We start from the raw sequence: 22009 nt of genomic DNA, 5'->3' as shown, positions 1-22009 counted from the left end.
CGCTGCTTCGGGTAATTTGATTTTGCACCGAATTTATCGCGCTGGAGAAATGAATTTTGCTGGACACTAATTTTTATATGTGATGAAAAAACAACAGATTTTAGCCAGTGAATTTTTCAAAGCCAGCCCAACCAGGTGTTATTTTATTGACATTGTATTGGCAGAAAATGGCAGGTATTTCCTGCGCATCGTGCGCAGTGACCTGCAGCAAGACGGTAGTCACCTGCGTACCGTGCTAGTGGTTTTTGAAGATAATTTTTTTGAGTTTATAACGGCCTTCAGCTCAGCCTTCCAGTCCGCAGCCTTTCAAGGACAACCATACCAGACGCTCAAAGATATTGCGCGCGAATGCAGGGCATCACAGGGGATAAAAGCAATGCCTGAATCCGAGCGTCCCAGGGAGCGAATGTTTAACCATGGTCCCTCGTGTTTGAGTGATTGTGAACTGCTGGCCATCCTGCTCGGCGCAGGCACGCCTGGGGAAACCGCCATTGAACTGGCATCAAAGATCCTGGATGGTCATTCAGATCTTCATGGCCTTTCTAAAAGCAGCTTTCCTTCACTGTGCCGCCATAAAGGCATGGGCATGGCTAAAGCATGTTCGGTGCTTGCGGCAGTCGAGCTATCCAAACGCATCAATACTAGGCAGACCAAGCTTTTTGATGACTAAGGTTCAAAGAGCATGTTTTCTTTAGCTCAGCAACATTTACCAGCTGTTTTGTTTCAGCAATTTCTGATTCGCAGTTCCAGCCCAAAAGACCAGGCCCTAAAGGGTTTGCACGAAAAAAATCTTCCCTGGCACGTGCATTCGCCCGCCGAGGTTTTTTTTTCGGCAAAGTCTTGTCTGCCGTCCCTGGCTAAAATCAGTATTGGGTTTGCTTGACAAAAAGCCAGAAATGGCTGCCACCTAAATGGTTTAGGTGGGATTTTAAGCAAAATTTATTGATATGAAAAAGCAAGAAAAGAAGCACGATGAATGCAAATTGTTTAGCGGATCAGCAAATCTGGCAAGTAGAATGGCGAAAATTAGCACTGGGTCATGAAATGGTTCTCAAGCTGTAGCAGTCTTGACCAGGTTAAGGCGCTGTACAAAAAACTGGCAAAGGAACACCATCCTGATTTTGGTGGAGATACCGCAACGATGCAGGAGATCAACAGTGAATATGCCTTTGCATCAGCCGGGGTGATCCGCAGTGTTGGATTTGCCGAGGAGGAAATGGAGCAGGAAATCCGCTATAGCGAGGTTTACCGCCAGGCGATTGAAGCGGTCGTAAATCTTGATGGATTGCTAGTTGAGCTGGTGGGTAACTGGATCTGGGTGACGGGCAATACCAGGTTGCACCGCGAAATGCTGAAAAGCGCAGGATATAGGTTTTCGGCAAAAAAGCTAGCCTGGTATTTCAGGAGTGAAGTATTTAGCGTGCGTAAAAGCAGCGGCAAAAGCCTGGAAGAGATCAAAGCCAAGTATGGCAGCGAGCCCGTAAACCACCCTGGTAGAAAAGCAAAACCATTTTTAAACGTATAATTAACCGGAGGCGCAACCGGACAAAGGGCGCAAGAATGATTATGGAAACATTAGATAACAACGCTACTCGAATATTTAGTGCACTACTTTCCAAAATGGAAGGCAGGCCATATAAAAAAATTATTAAGGAACCTTATATGCCGCTGACGATTGAACGACTGGGCGGAGATTTTTTAAGCACCTGGGGCGCAGGTGAATTTTACAGCTTATGTCATTATTATCAGCAGAATGGGGACCTTATGCAGGATCCGGAGATGTGTTTTTTGGTGGTTGATAACCGAAAAGAGGGCGATGATTTGACGCAGCTCCATGTTGTGCCCTGCACTTATCAGAACGCATCACTTGGTGTTTACGAGGAAAGCATCTCTTTTATGAGTGGGCGGATAGGCATATATCTATCCAGGTTACATGGCCAGCATCTCCAGTTCGCGGCAACCTGGCTATCCAATATCAAACAACAGGGGTTCTTGAAATGAAGGCGCTGGAATTATTGAGCAATTCTGCGAAAGCAAGGCTTATGCATGAACTCTTCCCTGGGGAAATCAAAGATTTACTGGATTACCTTACCGAATACTGCGAACACCTTTGCTCAGTTGGGGAAAATTATCGAAAGGACTGGGATAGCGGTCTGGTGTCTTTTGATTTCTGGATGGCCCTGGCAGCGGAGACGAACAGTCTGATCAAAAAGCATGAGTTTTCGATGCTGCGTAGCAGCAAAGTTTTCTCGGATCAATTGTTTTTCACTTATACTGCGCTCTTTGCGACTGATTGTATTGTGAAGTACGCCGAACGGCAGTCCACGAATGAAAAATTTAAAATAATTGTCCAACTGCTTTTTACCTAAAGCCTGAATATCTAAATGACGCTCCTGACGCTCTTGCTATTGCCCTCTGCTGATAGCTGATGAAAGATCAGGTCGCTTTCACCTAAAAATTTGAATGATGAAACACAAAGCAAAAAACACGGCAGGCTCTAAGCTAAATCAGCACTACCTAGGGAATCAATGGTTGAAGCTAACAGTGGAGGCGCTAATCGTCCAAGAGAAAAGATGAATATTGAATGTATCAATTTAAAGAGTACGATAATCTTTTGTAAACTTATCGGGCTGATGAATGGGGAAATTTACCTGGATATTATTAATGACCCTTATATCCCACTGAGAATAAATCGGCTTGCCACCTTTTACCTCGAGCCCTTCGGTGCGTGCAGTCTTTATACGCTCTGCAATTACATAGAGCAGAATAGACTATTGATTAAATTACCTGAGATGGGTTTTATAATGATGGACAGCAGAAAGCAATCCGATGATTATGGGGCTGTGTTTGTTTCGCCCTGCCGCTTTGAAAACGATGGTGCACAGGTCAGTGAAGAGAGTCTCTCGTTCTTGAATGACGATAAGGGTTGCAGGATGATTAAATCAGACCTGCACCGCAAACATGTGGTTTTTGCAGAAAACTGGCTGGAAAAAATTGAAAAACAGGGATTTTTGGATTGCTGTTGATATGGATTATAACTTTATCAGCGCTGTTCTGGCCTGCTCAGCCTGGCATTAGTGAGGCTTTCTTCATTGCTGTCATTGGGTATGATGAAATAAAATACAGACCCTTCGCCCGGTTGGCTTTCCAGGCCAATATGACCGCCATGCCTGCTGATGATCTCTGAGCAGAGATACAGACCTACGCCAAAACCACGAAACCCTTTATTGGCTGAAGGGGTGCGGTAAAATCTTCGGAATACGTAAGGCTGTTCTTCTTTTTTTATACCGATCCCGCGGTCACGGACGATCGTTTTCACACCGGAGTCCACTTGCTCCACAGAGATATCAATCCTTGAAGCACCGGGTGAATATTTTGCGGCATTGGTCAGCAGGTTGGTGAGTACCTGACTGATTTTTTCCCTATCACCATTAACAGTATAGCTATGCTCGCAGGTAAATATCAATTCATGAGTTGAAATTGTTGACTGCACATCGAATATGGTTTCTTTAATGAGTGCGCACATATCGAAGTTTTCAGGATTCAGGTGGAGCATCCCCTCATCAAGTTTACTCACATCCAGCAGGTCATCAACCAGCCGGGCCATTTTACGCACCTGGTAGGTAGCGCGTTCAGCAGCATGCTGTATGGTGGTGTCTTCGAGTTTAGAAGCCTTTAACTTTATAAGCTGCGCATACCCCGAAAGGGCGGTCAATGGCGTTTTTAACTCATGGGTCGCTACGGCCACGAAATCACGCATACGCTGCTCATTCTGCAGTCTAATGCGGTTAATTTTGACCTGCGCCCGTACTTTGCTCAATAGCTCCTGAGCAGAAAAAGGTTTGACCAGGTAATCGTCTGCCCCTGCCTCCAAGCCATCAATTCGGGCTTCCTCACCTGCCCTGGCTGAAAGGAATATCAATGGGATCCAATGCTTTTCTTCGCGGGCACGCAAATTTGCCAACAATTCTTTCCCATCCATTACAGGCATCATGATATCGCTGAGGATCAGGTCCGGGCTGAAGTGTTTCAACTGACCGAGGGCATCAAAACCATTGACGGCAGTATGTACCATAAATTCCTTTTCCAATAACCGCTCCAAATATGCACGCATATCCGCATTGTCATCAACAATCAGCACATGAGCATCACTTTGGGTAAACAAACCAGCAATTTCTGGATTTGATTTTTCTGACGATACGGTTTCCCCAAGAAGTCCTGAAGCTTCCTGAAGGAAGGACTCCCTAAGACTGCTCAAGCCGGAACGAAAGTCTTTTTCATGTACCTGGCTGCCAGGCAGGTGCTCATGTCCCAATGGGATACTTACCCTGAAGACTGATCCTATAGAAAGCTTGCTTTCTAATTTGATCATGCCCCCATGCAGGTTCACCAGCTCATTGACCAGTGAAAGACCAATACCTGAACCTTCATGCGTTCTTCCTGCAGAATTTTCAACCCTATGGAAGCGTTCAAACATATGTGGCAATTCCTTTTCCGGTATGCCCACTCCTGTATCGCTAACTTCAAGAACCAGTTGCTGGTTTGCTTCTTGCAGGGAAACTTTTATCGTTCCTTCGAGCGTATATTTGAAAGCATTGGATATCAGGTTTAAAACAATTTTCTCCCACATCTGGATATCGATATAGGCTTCTATTGCCTTGTTCCCGGTTTCAACAATAAGCTCCATCCCGGCTTTCTCGATGATGGAACGGAAGCTACTGGCCAGGTCTTTAGTCAGCGAGGCAATTTCCACGGGTTGGTAGGCGGCCTGAACCCTGCCAGCTTCGACCCTACTGAAATCAAGTAGATTGTTTACCAGTTTAAGTAAACGCATCGCATTGCGATGGGTAGCTATCAATGTTTCTTTAATCTTCGGTTCGGTGATGAGTGGATTATTGGTCAAATCTTCAAGCGGTCCCAGCATCAATGTAAGCGGTGTGCGGAATTCGTGGCTGACGTTGCTAAAAAATGCGGTCTTCGAACGGTCAATTGCTGCCAGCGCCTCTGCCCTTTGCTGTTCTTGCTCATAGGCATAAACATTGGAGACAGCAGTCGAAAAGGTATTGGCCAACATATCGTAGAAACCCTTGTACTGCTCATCCAGTGCCCGGCGACTACTTACCCCGGCAATCAGGTAGCCAAAGGGTTTATCTTTTCCGGATATAAATACCGGAAGTATTAATGAGGTATGTGGTGTTTCAAGATAAGGCTGACAGTTAAACTCGCCAAACCGTTTTTCCAGTTCAGAAACAATGATTGCCTGACTAGCGTTGCTAGTGAGTGGCCAGCTACCTGGATGATCCTGGTTTAAAACAATAGTAGCCACTTCAAGCTGTGGAGCTTCTGCGGTTCCTGAACTGCTCAATAGCGATGCAGATTCGCTATCAGCATTAATATGGTAAAATTGCAGGAAAGGCAAATCTGCCACGAAATCATGATGACGCCCTTCGATGAGGCTACAGATATCCTCGATGCTTTTCGCCTGGGCTAATAAAGCAGCAACATCCCTGAGCACCTGGGTTCTACGTGCACTGAGCATTTTATCGGTAGTTTCAGTAATGGGGTGAAAAATGCCGCCCACTTCACCGGATTCATCCCGTATTGGCGCAAAAGAGAAAGTCATATAAGCTTCTTCCAGATAACCGTACCTGAAAAGAAACATTTGCTGGTCCTTTATGTAAGTACCTTCACCCTGCTGTCCTCTGGTAAATTTATCCCCAACAACTTCCAGTGCAGATTCCCAGCAAACCCTAAAGTTCATACCCATCGAGGCCGGGTGCATCGCACCGCAGATTGGACGGTAAGCGTCATTATAGATTTGAATGGTTTCTTTCCCCCAGGCAATGAGAATAGGAAAAGTAGAGGATAGACAAAGACTCACAGAAGTCCTTAAACTCTGTGGCCAATTCTCGACCGGGCCGAGTGGATTTTTAGACCAGTCCATGGAACGGATCAAGGCACCCATTTCACCGCCACCGGACAAGAACTGTTCTTTTGATAAATCCTCCTGAGCCATCGTTTTGAAAATTGTTAGGCCGCTAAGATAGAACAAAAACGTGAGCTAATTTTAAATAAACGTAACATGCGTGTTATTATATAATTCAGCAATCAAGGCACTGAAGATTAAGAAAGAGTTGTCGGATGGGGTTAAAAATAATGAGTGTGATGATTGAAAATCTAGGCTGGGAACAGGCTTTTGATAAAAACAAAACTATCTGGTACAATTCATGTTCTCTGATAAAGAAATTGTTATGAAAAAATATATTTTTATTGCTCTGTCTGCCAGCTTAGGACTAAGCGCTGTAAACGCACTTAAAAGTATTGCCCACGAAGCTCCTCATTTTACTTTCCATCAACGCCAGTCTGAAGATGCTGCTCTGCTAAATGAATTGAACGCCCTATGCAATAAACAGTTACGTGCAGCTGCGTTGGCTGCAAGAAACGGTGGCACCCAGACACGCAGCCAGGCCGAAAAACTGACGATGGTCTTAACCAAATTCAATGATGAGCTACGCGTTTTGGCGAAGTCCGGTAAGGTAGTACTGGCAGGCGCTTTCCCAGAGGGTGGTCAGCGTCCTGATGGCCGTGTGGATGCCAGTCCTGAGAACCTCCGGGATACTTCAAGGATAAAAAATGGTGGCGGGGAAGCTGGAAACAGTGGTATCGCTAAAGCAGAAGCAACAGGCATAAACGATGCATCAAGCAATGCAATGGCCAGTGGTTTGCAGAAATTGAAAGGTCCCTCATTTGATAAAGCCTATCAAAACCTGCTGATCAGTGACCGTCCTTTGGCGGAAAAATTACTAGCTAAAGCCAGCTCGTCTTCAGACAAAGCGATAGCGTCTTTCGGTGTTAAATATCAAAGAATGCTGCGCGGTGTACGAAATAATTTGTAATGACATTTATATATCCACTCAGAATTTCAATAATCAACAGTGATTAGCTCGCGGAGCAATTTTAGGTTAGCAATTGCCTCACCCATGGTATTATTAAAATAAAGGTAAACACGTCTTTCTTCTTCCAGCCAATCCCTGATGATGCTGGCATAGTCGCTCAGTGTATCGCTATCATAGCTGCCACGATAATTTCCGTTAGGACCATGGAAACGAAGGTAAGCGAAGCGGGGATTCGTGGTGATAAGCGGGCTACGGGCTTCCTTTTTATCTTGGATGACCATAGCAATATTGTATTCAGCTAAAATACTGTATACCTCATCTTCGTACAGACTAGGGTGTCTAAATTCCACTGAGATATCCCAAGCTTGATCTGGATCGTTTTCTCGCAGAGTAGCCATTAAATGCCGGAGCTGTCTGATTTGTGAAATTTTAATGCTGGGTGGAAATTGTACGAGTAAGGCTCCCTTTCTCTCTCCTACATGATTAATCACCTTCATAAAGGCCTGGATCAGCTGGGCATCGAAAGCGAGTTGTTTTTGATGGGTGATTTCTTTGAACAGTTTGAAGCTGAACTTAAAATCCTCAGGAACCTCGTCCACCCACTTGATTAAAGTTCGCGACTGCGGAATTTTGTAGAAAGAAGTATTTATCTCAATGGAGTTGTTCAGCGATGCATAGTAATGGAGTCTGGAGTACGACTGAAATACCTCGGGGTAATGCGCTTTGTTAGGTACAGGGAGTATAAGCCCACTCATACCAGCATAGAATTCGGGTTTATTCGGCATCATCTTATTTATCCTCAGCACTTTTCAATCGGCCTTGTATGAGCTCTGTGACATCTGTTGCGATTATCATGATTGCATTGGTTAATCCTTTTTCGTTTTTAAGCGGTTCGTAGATAAAATTGAAATAGACCGTTTGCGTTTTACCCTGCATATCCAGACTTACGGGCGCTTCCCGGCCAATATAGCGTTCGCCGCTAAGATAAACTTTATCGAGAATATCCAGGTATGGCTGCCCTTTGAGTTCGGGCAATGCCTCCGCCAATGGTTTACCAACAACGGATTTGTCCTTTCCCCAGAACCGTAGAATAAGCGCATTAGCGATTTCTATTTTTAATCTTCTGTGTCGCAGGATTCCCAAGGCAATCGGGGCCTGCTCTAAAAAGGTCTTGATTTCGAGCCGGGTCCTGGACAGGTTTCTGTTGAGGAGGTGTCCTAAAGTATAGGCCTCACTAAGTTCCTCATGTGCCAGGTTTAAATCCGAATAAGCAAGTTCCAACTCGGTTTCAAGCGCGGTAATTTCTTGACGGTTTTCACTAAGTTGGCGACCTGTCTGACCTAAGGACTGTATAGCAATATATTGCTTTTCGAAGCTTGCGATAATAGCATAAAGTTGCCGCTGCTCTTTTTTGCTTAGGCGGGCATGATTTAGGCCATTAAGACAAATAAAGTTTTGCTCCTTTCCGCTACCAAGAGCGAAGGTTTTCACCAATGCTGTTTCCCCTTTGGGCCTGATGGAACTTCTGCCAAGGGATAGCGAGATTTCGCCCGTGCCCAATATTTCCCTGATCAATGTCACTGTTGATTCCACGAGGTTACTCGTCAGCTTTTCTAAAGTTGTAATGGTACTGAGACCCTTTGCTTTTTTTTCCATGATCTTATAAATCCTTAAGCGGGGCTTAAATCTAAATATATTTTAAGCATCGATTTTACGCCGCTGCATGATTTGGGGCTAATACTCTTTTTATGAATACGATTAAGCGCTAATAATGAAACTTTTTTTTGGGCATAAATGTTTTGAACATAATAAATCCTAACGTCTTAAAGATTAGCTGCTCTCAAAATGGATGAATTTACTGCGCTCGGACAGTTAAAAATATGTGTACTTAACAAGTGCGGGTGGGTGGTCTATGAAGAAAACCATGCGCTTATATTGTCCAAGTTGATTTTTGAGCAAACCAGAAATTACCTCTCCAAAACTACGCTGGCACGTTTCTTCCGTTTTGAGGGAAAACACCCACTCTTTAATTCGATATTCATGCTCAACACCCTCAGCCAGTTTTTAGGCTATGTTGACTGGAAAGATTTTCTAAATGCACAGGATAAAGGCAATTGAACAGCTATAAGGTATTGTGGGTGCCCGCCGTGGATTTGACCCAATCTTGCTTCCCGCAGCGCGTGCAGCACCTAAATTCCTGTCCACTGTCTAAAAAAATGGTGTTTCCACAGTTCCTGCAGCTGAAATGATGCGGAAATTTGGTCTTATCACCAAGCTTAAAAATGTACTTGTTTTGAATATATTCTACAGGCTGTATTCCCAGGCCGGGCAGGACCTCTGCTTTAGGGAAGCACCAAACTGAGACTAATCCAGAGGTCTCAAAGAAAGCGCGTTTTACCTGTCCGAGGTGTTCAACATCTTTATTGCGCAGGAACCGAAAAAGGTCTTCCTGGCTGAGGCTGTTTTTGTTGAGTGATTTGTTGATAATCTCTCCATCGGCAACCAGGCAGTCTGGCCGCCCCTCCATAAAATGCTCGAGTTTTTTATGGCGGTTGATTATCCATTCGGCTCCCAGTTGTAGCAAAGCCACAGTGGTGATAACGACCATGCCATGGATAATCGGAATATCTTTCCCCATCATCGGATCTCCCACTGCCGAACCAAAGCAAATGATGATGGCCAGTTCTAAGGTAGATAGCTGCCCCATACTTCTTTTACCCAGCAAACGTAACAATAGAATAGTATAGGTATACATCACTGCGGTGCGAAAAATTATTTCTAAAAGAAAAAGGTATGGCAGATCACCAAAAAATATGCGCTGGAAGTCGAAGGTTTTAAAAGCGTCCATTGTTGATCCTGAGTATTGAATAAATATTGCTGTTGTTCTGGGAACATTATTTAGCTGGCAAAGTTTTTAAAATTTATTATCTGTTAAGGACTTAGTGCATCAGCGATGCCTGCTGGGATGAATGAGTTTGGCTTAGGGGTAAAAAATCAAAACTATTTCCTGGATAAGGGAGTTGAGATAGAAAAGAGTGCCACTTTAGTCAGCAGGCATTCCTTAAATGCATAAAACAAAACTTAACCATGGCGAAAACAAACACACCAGCGAAACAAAACCAAAGCCCAGGGATAGAAGCTAATATGAATCCTTCACCTCAGGTGATGAGAAAATCTTATCAAGGATCAGGAAAACTCGCTGGAAAGGTAGCACTCATTACTGGTGGGGATAGCGGAATTGGCCGCGCGGTGGCCGTACATTATGCACGTGAGGGTGCACATGTAGCCATTGTTTACCTAAACGAAGATGTGGATGCCCAGGAAACCAGAAGGCTTGTCGAAGCCGAAGATCGTTTCTGTCTGCTCATCAAGGGGGATGTTAAAAAAACTGCTTTCTGTAAAAAAGCTATCGAGAAAACACTGGCAAAATTCGGAAAGCTTAATATCTTGGTAAACAACGCCGGCATGCAGATCCCTCAAAAAGATCCTAAGCAAATCGACAATATGCAAATGGAGGAAACTTTCAGGACCAATATCTTCGCTTACTTCTACTTCGTAAATGAAGCATTGCCCCATTTACAGTCCGGTGACTGCATTATCAACACCACCTCTGTAACTGCGTATCGTTCCTCTCCTAACCTGATCGATTATTCCTCTACCAAAGGCGCTATTACTTCTTTTACCCGCTCCCTGGCGACTAATCTTGCCAAGACGGGCATTCGTGTAAATGCAGTGGCACCGGGACCTGTGTGGACGCCGCTAATTGTGTCAACATTTGATGAGCAAAAGATTAAGTCCTTTGGTTCGGAGACGGCAATGGAACGTGCGGGAGAACCCTCCGAAGTTGCACCTGCCTACGTATTCCTGGCCAGTGAGGATGCATCTTTCATTACCGGACAGGTAATCCACGTCAATGGTGGTGAGGTGGTGAACGGTTAATAAAACTTTGGGCGCTCATTTCTTGTTCTCCCAGCAGAAAAAATATACATGCAGTTAACGATAGATAAACGAAAGATTGGGCTCAATTTCAATAATTCAGGAGAGGCGGTATTATGGATCTGGGCACCGATGGCTTCAGGGGTAAGTGTAATCTTAAAAAAAAATAATTTGCGCCTTAACCTCAGCGGGCAGGATTTTGGCTACTGGTTCTGGACGGGCACTACTATTGTTCCAGGTGATGAATACGCTATAGTCTTATCACCACAGCATGGTGAGGATAACCCATCAGGCGGTCAGAAAAATTATGCAGACCCTGCATCACTTTTTCAGCGGCAAGGCATTAATGGCCCAACAACTGCCTTTGACCTAAGCAGCTACCAATGGAATGACGAAGGTTGGAAAGGAATAAAGTTGAGTGATTTTATCATCTATGAACTCCACACCGGGACTTTTAGCCCTGCTGGTGATTTTGAGGGTATTATCCAAAACCTGGACCACCTGGTAGCACTTGGTGTTACTGCGATTGAGCTGATGCCGGTCGGACAATTTCCCGGAGAGCGAAACTGGGGTTATGATGGGGTATTCCCTTTTGCGGTGCAAAATAACTATGGTGGGCCTTTGGCGCTGATGAAACTGGTAGATGCCTGTCATCGGAAAGGGTTAGCTGTCATCCTAGATGTTGTATATAATCACTTCGGACCTGAAGGAAACGATATTGGTGATTTCGGTCCCTATTTCACTGACAAATACCAAACGCCATGGGGAAAAGCAATCAATTTTGATGATGCCTGGAGTGACGGCGTGAGGGAATACTTCCTGGAAAATGCGCTCATGTGGCTACGTGATTTTCATGTCGATGCATTGCGCCTGGATGCGGTGCATGCCATTAAAGACTTTAGTGCCCGGCATATTTTATCAGAACTAAAAACCAAAGTCAGCCAGCTTGAAAACCTCACCGGACGGAATTATTATCTGTTGGCCGAGCTGGACCTGAATGACAATAAATATATTAATCCGCTGAAGGAAAGTGGTTATGGAATGGATGGGCAGTGGGTGGATGAATTCCATCATGCCTTGCGTGTGACCTGCGGACAGCAAAAGCACGGTTATTATGCAGATTTCAAGGGTATTGAGGACCTGGCGAAGTCTTTTAATGATGCTTATGTCTTTACTGGGCAGTATTCCCCCCATCGCAAGAAAAGATTTGGAATTCCAGCAATGAATGAAGGAAAGTCCTTCGTTGTTTTCTCGCAAAATCACGATCAGGTGGGCAACCGCATGCTGGGGGAACGCAGTAGTATGCTGGTGAGCTTTGAGATGCTTAAGGTCATGGCAGGGGCCGTTTTCTGTGCGCCTTTTTTACCGATGCTATTTATGGGCGAAGAATGGGCAGCGGAAAACCCTTTTCAGTTCTTCATTAACCACCAGGACGAAGGATTGATTGAAGCGGTCAGGAAAGGACGCCGCGCAGAGTTTGCCGAATTTCAGGAGGCGGGCGAAGTGCCTGATCCTGCAGCTGTCGAGACTTTTTTGCGCTGCAAACTTGACTGGTCTAAAATACAATCAGCGAAAGGGAAGCAAATTTTCTGCTATTATCAGAAACTTATAGCTTTGAAAAAGCAGCAGGCTGCACTTGGAACAGTAAGAAAAGATTCCTATGCGAAGACTTTAACTGCGCAACAGGTGCTAATTTTAAGGCGGAAGGTGGAAACGCAGGAAGCGCTTTGTCTATTCAATTTCTCAAAGCATGTGCAATCCATTGATCCTGGCGTATCCTTAAGCGGATGGGAAATGGCCTTAAATTCTTCATCCGCGGAATATGGTGGCTCTCTTTATTCGCCTTTTGAATCAAGCAGGCCGCTGAAACTCAGCCCTGAATCTTTGCTAATCTTTTTAAAATAATTTATGATACCTGCTGCTACTTATCGTATACAATTCCACAAGGACTTTAACTTTACGCACCTGGAAAAAATTATCCCCTACCTCTGCGCACTCGGTGTGGATACGCTTTATGCTTCCCCTATCTTTAATGCAGCTCCCGGGAGCACGCATGGATATGATGTAACCGATCCATTGAAAATTAATCCTGAAATCGGGACAGAAAAACAGTTGCTGAAAATTTCTGCCAGGTTAAAAAAGGCGGGCATTCGCTGGATACAGGATATCGTTCCAAACCATATGGCCTTTCACCCCAGTAATAAATGGTTAATGGATGTACTCACTAAGGGCAGAAAAAGCAAGTTTGCTGAATACTTTGATATTGATTTTGAAAATTGGGATGGGCGGCTGATGGTGCCCTTTCTTGGTGAGGAGCTGGATCAGGCCGTTAGGGGTGGTGCGGTGCGGCTGAAAAAAAGCAAGGGTGAATACCTGATCAGTGCCGCTGGCGAAAACTGGCCGGTAAATTCGCAAAGTATTGGAAAACTAAAGGGTCAAAAGCTGAAAGATATCAATAGTTCAACCGACAGGTTACTTGCGCTGCTGGACGAGCAATTTTACCGGCTGTGCCACTGGCGGGAGACAGATTCGAGGATCAATTACCGAAGGTTCTTCACGGTCAACAGCCTGATTTGTCTGAATATCCAATACAAAAAAGTTTTTACCCATTACCATAGCTATCTGCTGGACTTATTATCAAAGGGGATTTTTGATGGCCTTAGAATAGATCATGTAGATGGCTTATACGATGTGGAAGCTTACCTAACGCAGCTCAGAAAAGCAGTAGGTAAAGAAACCTACATCGTCGTTGAGAAAATCCTTGAGAGTGGCGAAGCGCTACCGGAAAACTGGCCTATTCAAGGGACGACGGGCTATGACTTTCTCTCGCAGGTAAATAACCTTTTGACCAACAGGAAAGCAGAGCAGGATTTTGAAAAAATTTATCAGCGTTTTACCGGCAAAAAGCAGGACGTCCCTGAAACGATGCTTGAAAAAAAGGCTGCAATGTTGTCTGGGCACATGCAGGGCGAACTGGAAAACCTAAGTAAATTGTTCAGCCGGCTTTCACTCGAAGTGCCTAATGGTTTTGATGGGCAACTGATCAAGGATAGCATTGAAGACTTTTTGGTCCATATGCCGGTTTATCGCTTTTATGCATATACTTTCCCGCTCACAGGAAAAGCGCTTGATGATGTGGAAGGTGTCATCACAGCAGTTAGAAGCAAAAAAAGTAAAGCGCAAAGGGCATTATTTTTAAAGCAACTATTCCTTGAAATCCCCCTTAAGGCGGATCGCACGTACCTCAAAAACCTGAGCCAATTCTACCAACGGCTGATGCAGTTTTCCGGTCCGCTGATGGCAAAGGGTATTGAGGATACGATGATGTTTACCTTTAACCGCTTTACCGCGCACAATGAAGTGGGTGATGCGCCAGATGCTTTTGGCAGCACTACACGGGACTTTCATGAGCAAATGATAGCCCGTCAACATTATTGGCCGCATGCAATGAATGCGAGCGCCACTCATGATACCAAACGAGGGGAAGACTTTCGCGCCAGGCTCAATGTGCTTTCTGACCTACCGGAACGCTGGTCGTCTTTGATGGAACAAATTACTGCTGAACTGGAGGTAATGGTGAAAAAGGCACCCAGATTCAAAGCCTTGCATCTAAATGATATTTATTTACTCCTGCAGACCATTTTCGGGGCGATGCCTTTCGCTGGCCCAGGCGCTGAAGATTTCGGATTGCGTTTGGAGGAATTTATACGCAAGGCGCTAAGGGAAGCTAAAAAACGCTCTGATTGGGCAGCGCCGGACGAAGCCTATGAAGCTTTACTGATTTCTTTTAGTGCTGCGATCTTAAAAGAGCGGCATCCCCTTGGCAAAAGCCTCTGGCAGCTTTTTGCTGATCTTAAAGACTTTGCGGTAATCAACAGCTTAGTGCAGCTGCTTTTGAAATTTAGCTGCCCTGGTGTGCCCGACTGCTACCAGGGAACCGAGCTATGGGAGCTCTCACTGGTGGACCCGGATAACCGCCGTGCAGTGGATTATGCACGCAGGAAAGAAATGTTAATGCTTATTGACTCGGCACAACCTTTACAAAAGCTTTGGAAAGAGCGCGATTCAGGTCTTGTCAAACTTGCGCTTAGCAAGTGCTTACTTGCATTAAGGAACGATCAGCGTGCGCTCTTCGCTGAAGGAGCATACATTCCCCTGAAGGTCAGCGGGAAATATGCAGCGCACGTAATCGCCTTCGCCAGAAGGTTAAAAGAGCAGTGGCTGCTTATCGCTGCGCCCCTAGGCATGGCTAAACTGATTGGCGGAAATGCTGAAGCCATGGAAAACTTTGACTGGGAGGACACCCAGATTTTATTGCCTGCTGAGGCTCCGCTGGCTTATTTGGATTTGTTGAATAAAAAAGATGGGCACAAGGATATACTCAATAAAGGTATTATGCTTAAAGAGCTATTTAGCGAACTTCCTTTTGCACTTGTTGAGCTTCAAAAGCAAAAAACAGAACGCTCAGCGGGTATCCTGCTTCACATCAGCTCGCTGCCTGCTGATTATGGCATTGGTGATCTTGGACCTTCCGCGAGGGCTTTTGTGAACTTCCTGCAACAGGCTAGGCAAAGGTACTGGCAACTTTTACCCTTAAACCCAACCAAATCTGCCAACGGGCATTCCCCCTACTCATCAAGTTCAGCTATGGCTGGTAATACGCTGCTGATTAGCCTGGATGATTTGGCTGAGGATGGCTTTATCGACCAGAGCGACCTCATCAAGGCAAAGTTGCCCGCCTCTGAAATGGTAGATTTTGAGGCTTGTGAGGAAATGAAATGCCACTTTCTACACCGTGCTTTCAAATCTTTTGTCTCCAAGCCCGAATACCTGGAAGCTGCCTTCGAGGCCTTCTGCGACAAGCAGGCCTTCTGGCTGGATGACTATGCTTTATATGCTGCTATTAAAAAGCATCATAATGGCCGGGAGTGGTACCAATGGCCAGAAGAATATAAATTTCGCAAAGCAAAAGCCCTGTTGGGTTTTGAGAAGAGAAACAAAACCGAAATCAGCGAAATTAAATGGCTGCAGTTTATTTTCTTTCGACAATATAATAGGCTCAAAGCATACGCTAACGATAAGAGGGTACAGCTTATAGGTGACCTGCCTTTTTACATTGATGAGGATTCGGTGGAAGTCTGGTCGAATCCGGATAATTTTTTACTGGATGACAAACACGATAAACTGTTTGTCGCAGGGGTTCCTCCGGATTATTTCAATGCTTCGGGTCAGCTTTGGGGAATGCCGATATTCAACTGGGCAAATATTAAGGCAGAGGGATTTAAATGGTGGATGAGTCGGCTTAAGCAGAATCTGATGCAATATGACCTGCTCCGCTTGGATCATTTCCGGGCTTTTGCCGCTTACTGGCAGATAACTGCGGGCGCGGAGGATGCCAGCGAGGGTGAATGGGTAGAAGGTCCCGGTTCGCCTTTTTTTGATCTGGTAAACCAGCATTTTCCCACTATGCCTTTTATTGCAGAAGATCTTGGAGAAAGAGCTGATGCTGTGGAAAGACTGATGGCACAATTCGGCTTACCAGGGATGCGAGTGCTGCAATTTGGTTTTAGCGAGCAGCTCTCCTCTTCGCCACATGCAATCCATAATTTTGAGGATGCGAATTGCATAGTTTATTCAGGTACCCATGATAACAATACCCTGAAAGGATGGTTTAGGCAAGAAACAACTGAGGAAATACGAAAACGGCTGGACTTGTATTTTGGCCTCCGGGTTACCGAGTCAAATATCAATGAGCTGATGGTTCGCTTAGCTTATTGTTCTGTCGCAAAACTGGCGATAATACCAATGCAGGATTTGTTGTCGCTGGATGAAAATTCGAGGATGAACATACCGGGCAGCGCTCAAGGGAATTGGAGATGGCGGATGTCTGGCCTTGCCTTAGCTGATGAGTTGGCGGATCAATTGGCAAGCCTTACCGAAATTTTCCGAAGAGTTTAATGAGCTGCGGGCTTTTCACCCGCAGCCTTTAGTTTATTGTGGAAGGCTTTGCAGCCATTGATAGCTATATTCAGCTACTTCTTCCCAGCCTGGCTCGCCACAGATGTAATGGCTTCGATTAGAGAATTCTTTAAAGGCGGTGATGCTGGAAGCATCAGTGTAAGCTTCAAAGTTTTTCTTAGTCAGCGTATTGGGGATGATTTCATCTTTTTCACCGGCAATAAGCAGTAGTGGAGGATGCGTGATTTCTACATCCAGCTCACCGGCCGCTCCCATACAATCCCGCAGGACATTCCGGCTGTCATGGGTGGCGAACTCCCTGTATGCTTCATTGGAGGCTTCTTCGCTTAAGGTATTGGCAAAGGAGCCATGGAAAGCTTTTTCATCCATGTAAAAGGGTTCATTGCCTTTGAAGGGGTTAGCTATCAGGGCAGAATTTTTAAAAAAACCCCAATCAAAATCGAGCATGGCGTTAGGGGCTACTGAATCGATGGCGATACCCGCGCTGGCTACATCTCGGTTGATCAGCAGCTGTACGATCAGTCCCCCAACGGAATGACCGATAACAATGGGTTTATCGTGTTTGAGTACAAGGGTTTCTATCTCAGTAATGATATCATCCAGGTGAAGGTCACCCAGCCCTGCTGGTGGATTTTGTCTAAGTGCCGAAGGTTCTCCCTCGTGCATTGGCCATGCCGGAATAATGCAGTTAAATCCTTTGGCAGAAAAGAAATCGGCCCATTTCCCCCAACTCTTGGGGTTCTGGAACATTCCGTGTATAAAAATGATGTCTTTCATGGTATAACGTTTTTAAACACAACATCTCCTTCAAGACTTAAGTTTTGATAATAACCAATACATTCCGCTCAGTGATACTTTAGTTAATTTTAAAACTCAATCGAGAATTCCCTTTAGCAGAATGTGCCACTGGGTGAAGGATGCCCCTGCCAGACTGCCGGCGTTAATTAGGAGGTTTCTGGTTTTGTCCAGCAAACTTCCGGCAACCAGGTTTGGCACTTCGTTTCGCCCATGGACGGCGGCAAATACAATATTTGCCTTGCGATGCAGAATAAAGGTGGAACTCGCCTGACTGGTAAAAAAGTGGGCCACTATTCCCATTTCGCCAGCTGGTGCTGAGGGACGGGCAGCGAAAAAAAGGATTTCTTCATCTGAGGATTCATCCTCTTCTTCTTCGAGATGTTCGATATGCACCCAATCAAAACCATGTCCATCATCGCTCCCTGGACCGGGTATATCAATGCGCATATAATCTCCCAGCGCAACCGCCCCCTTTTTTGCCTTTCCGGTTGAATCAAATAACGTGAACCTGCTGGCTTCCACCAGCGAAATTTTATGCCATTCATTTATATTAACAAACCTTAGCCTAGCTTGCCCGTAATATTTTTTTGCTGCTTCTGAGTCGGGAAATACCTTTTTTTCTTCTGCATCAGTTTGCTGTCCAACCTGCTGTGAAGGAATAATCGCATGCCTATCCATAATACTTTTTTCTCATACAATCTTTTTGCGCAATAAAAGTTTGCTTTTTTAAACAATTTAGGAAAGAACAGTAAACAGTTAGGGAATGAACAATTTTACAGTAGTGTTGTTGTATAGCCCGACATAGCTTAAATACATATGAAAAACACAATTTATATCCTTGAAGACTCCGCAGATATACTCGAGAGTTTAACTGATCTTTTAGCCCTTTCTGGCTTTCAGGTGCAAGGATTTTTAAGCAGCTTAGCCTTCCAGCAGGCGATAAGCTTAAACAAACCAGATCTTTTTTTGATCGATGTCATGTTGCCCGATGGAAATGGTGTGAGCATTTGCGAAAATCTGAAGCTCAACCGCGATACCAGATCCATACCGGTTGTACTACTTACTGCGAACAGCGAGATCCAGAAGATGAAACTCAGAAGCAGGGCTGATGATTTTATTGCCAAGCCTTATGCGCTTGAAGATTTATTAAAACGAATTAAGCGACTACTTCCGTAGCTTAACTTATTATTGAGCTGAATTTTAGCAAACCATTTTCTATGGGAAATGTTCTTAAAAAAACAGGGATGCAAAGCAGCTTGAATACCGCTAGATAGCGACGCATTTCTGATGAGCAGATAAACATCATTTCTATTTTAAATAAAAATCTTATGAAAAAGTCAATCCTTTACTTAGTACTAATGCTGGGACTCATGAGTGCGTGCACAGGTAAGAAAGCGGACCAGGCGAATGCGGACAGTACAAATACTTATGCGGATTCTACCAAAGTAAACGATAAGGTTCCCAGTGACACCACTGTGGATTCTATAAGTAATGCACCTGCGGACGTAAAAAATTAATTTACCGCTAAAGATGAAACACGTAATCAATATACTTTCTGGTCTGGCTGGTGCGCTGAGTTTAAATGTTCTTCATGAAAGCCTTAAGCATCTTCAAACTGATATGCCTCGGGTGGACCTTGTTGGCAAGGAAGCTTTAAATAAGCTCACCGGTAAACTTGGTTTTCAAATTGAGAGCGAAGCTAACCAATACCGGGCGACACTGGCAGCTGATCTCATCTCAAACGCCCTTTACTATAGCATGATTGGACTGGGAGGCAAAAAATATTTATGGCCGAGGGCAATTGCATTAGGTCTGAGTGCCGGGATAGGTGCAGTCAGGCTGCCTGAGCCATTGGGACTTGATCAGAAGCCGGTCAACAAAAACTTGAAAACCAGTGGCCTGACCATTGCCTATTACCTTAGCGGGGCGCTGGTTACGGGTTTAGCACTCGCAGCCATGCGCAAAAAATAATTCCATAACCCTGCAGGCTTACTTGAATGCTTTTTAAAAATAATAATTACCTACCTCAAGAAATGGAAACAAAAACGATAACGCAAAAAAGGGCGCTTTTCGATCAGGCCTTGATCCAGGAGCAGCTTAGCGAGCGTGGCGAACGGAGTTATATCATACGCAATGGCCTTAATGTAGCAGAATATGCCCTGCTTGCTAAAGAACTCCTAGAAGCAGAAAAGCTCATCGCCCATGATTTTACCGGGCTTGTCAAAAGTGAAGACGGAACGCGGGAAGCAAACTTTGAATATCATTCAGGCTGGCCATTGGATGGGTTGGCTCAGGGTGAAGTGGAATAGGTTGATAAGGGGCTTTAGGAAAAACAGTATTCTGTCCCTGAAGGTTTATTCACCCGGCTTAGTATTTATTCCAAAAAAAAGGTATTTATTACCAAAACCTTTGCAGCCAAGTCAGGGTTGTTTTAATACACCTTAAAAGAACATACATATGGCTACAACTAAGACTGCTGCGAAAGCAGCTAAAACAACAACCGCTAAAAGTACGAAAGAAGCTAAATCCTCAAGTGCTTCAAAAAAAGCAAAACTGGAAAATAATGAATTTCACGAGTTTTTCTTAGATGAGCTTAAAGATATCTATTGGGCAGAAAAGCACTTGGTTAAAGCATTACCGAAATTAAAAAAAGCTGCAACCAGTCCGGAGCTTGCTGCCGCTTTCGATAAACACACCGCAGAGACTCAGCAGCACATTAGCACCCTGGAGCAGATTTTCGATTTACTTGATGAGAAAGCTGCTGCCAAGAAGTGCGATGCAATGGCAGGGTTGCTTGAAGAGGCAGACAGCATTGTTGCTGATACTGAAAAAGGCACGATGATCCGCGATGCAGGGTTAATACTGGCAGCGCAAAAAGTAGAACACTACGAGATTGCTACCTACGGAACTTTAAGGGTATTTGCCCAGAACATGGATAGAGCTGACATTGCAGATCTGTTAGCTCAAACCTTAGAAAATGAGAAAGCGACCGATGTTGCGCTTACTGAAATCGCGGAAGGCACCATCAATGCCGAAGCTGCAAGTGAATAAAAGAAAGGCTTCCAAAAATGGGAGCCTTTTCTCATTACCCGATAAATTAACAATAAAACGATGGCGTTATTGAAATGCAGCGAGACACCAGCACCGCTTAGTTTACGGGTGCTTGGTGCAGACAAACAGGTGTTTAAAAACAGAAGGTCTACATACCGTAATCATTCCAGCATTGGAGCTAAAATACTTGCCTTGCCGGGCAGGCACAATTGGCGCAATATTCCAGGATGGATCGAGCCGCTGGTATTCCTAGTTCCAAAAAATGGGCTGACTGGCTTGCTGTAATCATTTAGATAAGCCACCTTATTTAGGAAGGGTATAAATACCCAGATTAATTTGAAAATACGGCATTTTTAAAAACAGTCAGTTAGCTCAACACATTTTGAATGCCCTGATTGTATTTAACCACAGACTTATAAAAAAGCTATTGACTATGGAAGCGCATGAATTTGCAATTGTGGCCAATAAAGCAGCAGATAAGCTTTATATCCACGCACTTAAATTTACAAGGGATGAAGATGATGCCAAAGATCTTTTGCAGGATACACTTGTAAAAGCCCTGAGGTTTAGTCATCGCTTCGATAGTGAGACCAATCTTAAAAGCTGGCTGTTCGTGATTATGCGTAACACCTTCGTCAACAACTACCATAAGGCAAAAAGAAAGCAAGACCTAATGACGGTAGAAGATGAAATTTCAAGTGAACAACTGGTTTTGAGCGCTACAGCAAACAAGGCTGCGAGTAACTTCGCCTTAAGCGATATTAATAAAGCGCTTTCCACCCTCTCCGAGCTTTACCGCGTTCCTTTCACCAGGTATGTGGAAGGCTACAAGTACGAAGAAATTGCAGCAGAACTCAATATCCCCCTGGGTACAGTGAAAACCCATATTTTTGAAGCGCGCAGGCAACTGAAAAAATACCTTAAGGTTTACCGGAAATAGCAATTATCAGCAAGTGATTTGTTGCTTGAAATTGTATCCAGTGATCAATCCTCAACGCAAATTGAGGTTATTCTAGCAAACCTTTGACTGAAATCACGTGTTTTATCTATACCTATAAAAAATAATACTATGGAAAATAAACAAGAAAATAATCAGAATCAAGAAATCAGCAATCCTGAGCAATTTCAGATAGGTAGATCACATCAGCAAGGGCATACACAATCTGAAGCTCAGGAACCTAGCGAAGAGGAACGCGGATATACCAAGGAGGAAACTGAGTTTGCCGATGGAGAGGGCACCCGGTTAAATGAGGAAATACCAGGCAATGATGATAGCAATCCTTCGAATGATGACAGCGATGAAGCCCGGGATTTACAGCCTGAGGTCAACGATATCTAATTCTTTCCAC

At 44.5% G+C, this 22009-nt stretch carries 24 protein-coding genes; 18 read left to right on the top strand and 6 right to left on the bottom strand.

Features of this window, described 5'->3' with window-relative positions:
* Nucleotides 1–82: 82 nt before the first annotated feature.
* From R2R71_RS13185 to R2R71_RS13165, 5 genes are all read left to right on the top strand, one after another.
* A complete protein-coding gene (locus R2R71_RS13185; RefSeq protein WP_316831739.1) occupies nt 83–670 on the top strand; it encodes a UPF0758 domain-containing protein in 588 nt (195 codons plus the stop codon).
* Between the two features lie 369 nt (nt 671–1039).
* Nucleotides 1040–1525, top strand: a complete 486-nt coding sequence (locus tag R2R71_RS13180) for a J domain-containing protein (protein WP_316831738.1) — start codon at nt 1040–1042, stop codon at nt 1523–1525.
* A 41-nt stretch (nt 1526–1566) separates the two neighbouring features.
* Nucleotides 1567–2001: a DUF6908 domain-containing protein gene (locus R2R71_RS13175; RefSeq protein WP_316831737.1), complete on the top strand. Its 435-nt coding sequence runs from the start codon at nt 1567–1569 to the stop codon at nt 1999–2001.
* Nucleotides 1998–2369: a hypothetical protein gene (locus R2R71_RS13170; RefSeq protein ID WP_316831736.1), complete on the top strand. Its 372-nt coding sequence runs from the start codon at nt 1998–2000 to the stop codon at nt 2367–2369. The genes R2R71_RS13175 and R2R71_RS13170 overlap by 4 nt, the downstream gene beginning before the upstream one ends.
* Nucleotides 2370–2528: 159 nt before the next feature.
* Nucleotides 2529–3026 carry a DUF6908 domain-containing protein gene (locus R2R71_RS13165; RefSeq protein WP_316831735.1) on the top strand — a complete coding sequence of 166 codons (498 nt, stop codon included), beginning with the start codon at nt 2529–2531 and terminating at the stop codon, nt 3024–3026.
* A 17-nt stretch (nt 3027–3043) separates the two neighbouring features.
* On the opposite strand, the gene R2R71_RS13160 is transcribed toward R2R71_RS13165, so the two are convergent.
* Nucleotides 3044–6016: an ATP-binding protein gene (locus tag R2R71_RS13160; protein ID WP_316831734.1), complete on the bottom strand. Its 2973-nt coding sequence runs from the start codon at nt 6014–6016 to the stop codon at nt 3044–3046.
* Between the two features lie 211 nt (nt 6017–6227).
* On the opposite strand from R2R71_RS13160, the gene R2R71_RS13155 reads away from it, so the two are divergent.
* Nucleotides 6228–6896: a hypothetical protein gene (locus tag R2R71_RS13155; RefSeq protein ID WP_316831733.1), complete on the top strand. Its 669-nt coding sequence runs from the start codon at nt 6228–6230 to the stop codon at nt 6894–6896.
* A 26-nt stretch (nt 6897–6922) separates the two neighbouring features.
* Here the strand turns inward: R2R71_RS13155 and R2R71_RS13150 are convergent, their stop codons facing one another.
* Nucleotides 6923–7651 (bottom strand): DUF72 domain-containing protein, encoded by a 729-nt coding sequence (locus R2R71_RS13150; protein ID WP_316831859.1) that lies wholly within the window; start codon nt 7649–7651, stop codon nt 6923–6925.
* 34 nt (nt 7652–7685) lie between these two features.
* On the bottom strand, nt 7686–8552 hold the full coding sequence (locus R2R71_RS13145) for a PAS domain-containing protein (RefSeq protein WP_316831732.1): 867 nt from the start codon (nt 8550–8552) through the stop codon (nt 7686–7688).
* Nucleotides 8553–8741: 189 nt separating this feature from the next.
* On the opposite strand from R2R71_RS13145, the gene R2R71_RS13140 reads away from it, so the two are divergent.
* Nucleotides 8742–9014, top strand: coding sequence for a hypothetical protein (locus R2R71_RS13140; protein ID WP_316831731.1), 273 nt, complete (start codon nt 8742–8744; stop codon nt 9012–9014).
* Between the two features lie 4 nt (nt 9015–9018).
* Here the strand turns inward: R2R71_RS13140 and R2R71_RS13135 are convergent, their stop codons facing one another.
* Nucleotides 9019–9744 carry a DUF421 domain-containing protein gene (locus R2R71_RS13135; RefSeq protein ID WP_316831730.1) on the bottom strand — a complete coding sequence of 242 codons (726 nt, stop codon included), beginning with the start codon at nt 9742–9744 and terminating at the stop codon, nt 9019–9021.
* A 239-nt stretch (nt 9745–9983) separates the two neighbouring features.
* On the opposite strand from R2R71_RS13135, the gene R2R71_RS13130 reads away from it, so the two are divergent.
* From R2R71_RS13130 to treY, 3 genes are read left to right on the top strand one after another with little or no spacing between them, the layout of a single operon-like run.
* Nucleotides 9984–10835 carry an SDR family oxidoreductase gene (locus tag R2R71_RS13130; protein ID WP_316831729.1) on the top strand — a complete coding sequence of 284 codons (852 nt, stop codon included), beginning with the start codon at nt 9984–9986 and terminating at the stop codon, nt 10833–10835.
* A gap of 48 nt (nt 10836–10883) precedes the next feature.
* Nucleotides 10884–12737, top strand: a complete 1854-nt coding sequence (treZ, locus tag R2R71_RS13125) for a malto-oligosyltrehalose trehalohydrolase (protein WP_316831728.1) — start codon at nt 10884–10886, stop codon at nt 12735–12737.
* Nucleotides 12738–12740: 3 nt separating this feature from the next.
* Nucleotides 12741–16790, top strand: a complete 4050-nt coding sequence (gene treY / locus R2R71_RS13120; protein ID WP_316831727.1) for a malto-oligosyltrehalose synthase — start codon at nt 12741–12743, stop codon at nt 16788–16790.
* 33 nt (nt 16791–16823) lie between these two features.
* Here treY and R2R71_RS13115 read toward each other — a convergent pair whose 3' ends face one another.
* Entirely contained in the window at nt 16824–17588 is a 765-nt protein-coding gene (locus R2R71_RS13115; protein ID WP_316831726.1) for an alpha/beta hydrolase, read from the bottom strand.
* 96 nt (nt 17589–17684) lie between these two features.
* Entirely contained in the window at nt 17685–18287 is a 603-nt protein-coding gene (locus R2R71_RS13110) for a hypothetical protein (RefSeq protein WP_316831725.1), read from the bottom strand.
* A 138-nt stretch (nt 18288–18425) separates the two neighbouring features.
* Between R2R71_RS13110 and R2R71_RS13105 the strand changes: the two genes are divergently transcribed.
* The 8 genes from R2R71_RS13105 to R2R71_RS13070 all read left to right on the top strand — a co-directional run bounded on the left by R2R71_RS13105 (nt 18426) and on the right by R2R71_RS13070 (nt 21999).
* Complete coding sequence (locus R2R71_RS13105) at nt 18426–18785, top strand: response regulator transcription factor (RefSeq protein ID WP_316831724.1); 360 nt, start codon at nt 18426–18428, stop codon at nt 18783–18785.
* Nucleotides 18786–18979: 194 nt separating this feature from the next.
* Complete coding sequence (locus tag R2R71_RS13100) at nt 18980–19126, top strand: hypothetical protein (protein WP_316831723.1); 147 nt, start codon at nt 18980–18982, stop codon at nt 19124–19126.
* A gap of 13 nt (nt 19127–19139) precedes the next feature.
* Entirely contained in the window at nt 19140–19580 is a 441-nt protein-coding gene (locus R2R71_RS13095; protein WP_316831722.1) for a hypothetical protein, read from the top strand.
* Nucleotides 19581–19642: 62 nt separating this feature from the next.
* Nucleotides 19643–19918: a hypothetical protein gene (locus R2R71_RS13090; protein WP_316831721.1), complete on the top strand. Its 276-nt coding sequence runs from the start codon at nt 19643–19645 to the stop codon at nt 19916–19918.
* Between the two features lie 148 nt (nt 19919–20066).
* Nucleotides 20067–20660: a ferritin-like domain-containing protein gene (locus R2R71_RS13085; RefSeq protein ID WP_316831720.1), complete on the top strand. Its 594-nt coding sequence runs from the start codon at nt 20067–20069 to the stop codon at nt 20658–20660.
* A gap of 60 nt (nt 20661–20720) precedes the next feature.
* Complete coding sequence (locus R2R71_RS13080; RefSeq protein WP_316831719.1) at nt 20721–20945, top strand: hypothetical protein; 225 nt, start codon at nt 20721–20723, stop codon at nt 20943–20945.
* A 148-nt stretch (nt 20946–21093) separates the two neighbouring features.
* Nucleotides 21094–21600 (top strand): sigma-70 family RNA polymerase sigma factor, encoded by a 507-nt coding sequence (locus tag R2R71_RS13075; protein ID WP_316831718.1) that lies wholly within the window; start codon nt 21094–21096, stop codon nt 21598–21600.
* Nucleotides 21601–21729: 129 nt separating this feature from the next.
* Nucleotides 21730–21999, top strand: a complete 270-nt coding sequence (locus R2R71_RS13070) for a hypothetical protein (protein ID WP_316831717.1) — start codon at nt 21730–21732, stop codon at nt 21997–21999.
* Nucleotides 22000–22009: the final 10 nt, after the last annotated feature.

Origin of the sequence: Pedobacter aquatilis (assembly GCF_032678405.1) — a bacterium.
Classification (GTDB): Bacteria; Bacteroidota; Bacteroidia; order Sphingobacteriales; family Sphingobacteriaceae; genus Pedobacter; species Pedobacter aquatilis_A.
This window is presented reverse-complemented; position numbering and strand designations above follow the sequence as displayed.

What these genes read in the sequence shown, in the direction of transcription:
- R2R71_RS13070 (WP_316831717.1), top strand. Translation starts at nt 21,730, where the DNA reads ATGGAAAATAAACAAGAAAATAATCAGAATCAAGAAATCAGCAATCCT.
- R2R71_RS13115 (WP_316831726.1), bottom strand. Translation starts at nt 17,588, where the DNA reads ATGAAAGACATCATTTTTATACACGGAATGTTCCAGAACCCCAAGAGT.
- R2R71_RS13170 (WP_316831736.1), top strand. Translation starts at nt 1,998, where the DNA reads ATGAAGGCGCTGGAATTATTGAGCAATTCTGCGAAAGCAAGGCTTATG.
- R2R71_RS13085 (WP_316831720.1), top strand. Translation starts at nt 20,067, where the DNA reads ATGGCTACAACTAAGACTGCTGCGAAAGCAGCTAAAACAACAACCGCT.
- treZ (WP_316831728.1), top strand. Translation starts at nt 10,884, where the DNA reads ATGCAGTTAACGATAGATAAACGAAAGATTGGGCTCAATTTCAATAAT.
- R2R71_RS13130 (WP_316831729.1), top strand. Translation starts at nt 9,984, where the DNA reads ATGGCGAAAACAAACACACCAGCGAAACAAAACCAAAGCCCAGGGATA.
- R2R71_RS13080 (WP_316831719.1), top strand. Translation starts at nt 20,721, where the DNA reads ATGGCGTTATTGAAATGCAGCGAGACACCAGCACCGCTTAGTTTACGG.
- R2R71_RS13135 (WP_316831730.1), bottom strand. Translation starts at nt 9,744, where the DNA reads ATGGACGCTTTTAAAACCTTCGACTTCCAGCGCATATTTTTTGGTGAT.
- R2R71_RS13100 (WP_316831723.1), top strand. Translation starts at nt 18,980, where the DNA reads ATGAGTGCGTGCACAGGTAAGAAAGCGGACCAGGCGAATGCGGACAGT.
- R2R71_RS13160 (WP_316831734.1), bottom strand. Translation starts at nt 6,016, where the DNA reads ATGGCTCAGGAGGATTTATCAAAAGAACAGTTCTTGTCCGGTGGCGGT.
- R2R71_RS13180 (WP_316831738.1), top strand. Translation starts at nt 1,040, where the DNA reads ATGAAATGGTTCTCAAGCTGTAGCAGTCTTGACCAGGTTAAGGCGCTG.
- R2R71_RS13155 (WP_316831733.1), top strand. Translation starts at nt 6,228, where the DNA reads ATGTTCTCTGATAAAGAAATTGTTATGAAAAAATATATTTTTATTGCT.
- R2R71_RS13140 (WP_316831731.1), top strand. Translation starts at nt 8,742, where the DNA reads ATGGATGAATTTACTGCGCTCGGACAGTTAAAAATATGTGTACTTAAC.
- R2R71_RS13110 (WP_316831725.1), bottom strand. Translation starts at nt 18,287, where the DNA reads ATGGATAGGCATGCGATTATTCCTTCACAGCAGGTTGGACAGCAAACT.
- R2R71_RS13150 (WP_316831859.1), bottom strand. Translation starts at nt 7,651, where the DNA reads ATGAGTGGGCTTATACTCCCTGTACCTAACAAAGCGCATTACCCCGAG.
- R2R71_RS13095 (WP_316831722.1), top strand. Translation starts at nt 19,140, where the DNA reads ATGAAACACGTAATCAATATACTTTCTGGTCTGGCTGGTGCGCTGAGT.
- treY (WP_316831727.1), top strand. Translation starts at nt 12,741, where the DNA reads ATGATACCTGCTGCTACTTATCGTATACAATTCCACAAGGACTTTAAC.
- R2R71_RS13145 (WP_316831732.1), bottom strand. Translation starts at nt 8,552, where the DNA reads ATGGAAAAAAAAGCAAAGGGTCTCAGTACCATTACAACTTTAGAAAAG.
- R2R71_RS13105 (WP_316831724.1), top strand. Translation starts at nt 18,426, where the DNA reads ATGAAAAACACAATTTATATCCTTGAAGACTCCGCAGATATACTCGAG.
- R2R71_RS13165 (WP_316831735.1), top strand. Translation starts at nt 2,529, where the DNA reads ATGGTTGAAGCTAACAGTGGAGGCGCTAATCGTCCAAGAGAAAAGATG.
- R2R71_RS13090 (WP_316831721.1), top strand. Translation starts at nt 19,643, where the DNA reads ATGGAAACAAAAACGATAACGCAAAAAAGGGCGCTTTTCGATCAGGCC.
- R2R71_RS13175 (WP_316831737.1), top strand. Translation starts at nt 1,567, where the DNA reads ATGGAAACATTAGATAACAACGCTACTCGAATATTTAGTGCACTACTT.
- R2R71_RS13185 (WP_316831739.1), top strand. Translation starts at nt 83, where the DNA reads ATGAAAAAACAACAGATTTTAGCCAGTGAATTTTTCAAAGCCAGCCCA.
- R2R71_RS13075 (WP_316831718.1), top strand. Translation starts at nt 21,094, where the DNA reads ATGGAAGCGCATGAATTTGCAATTGTGGCCAATAAAGCAGCAGATAAG.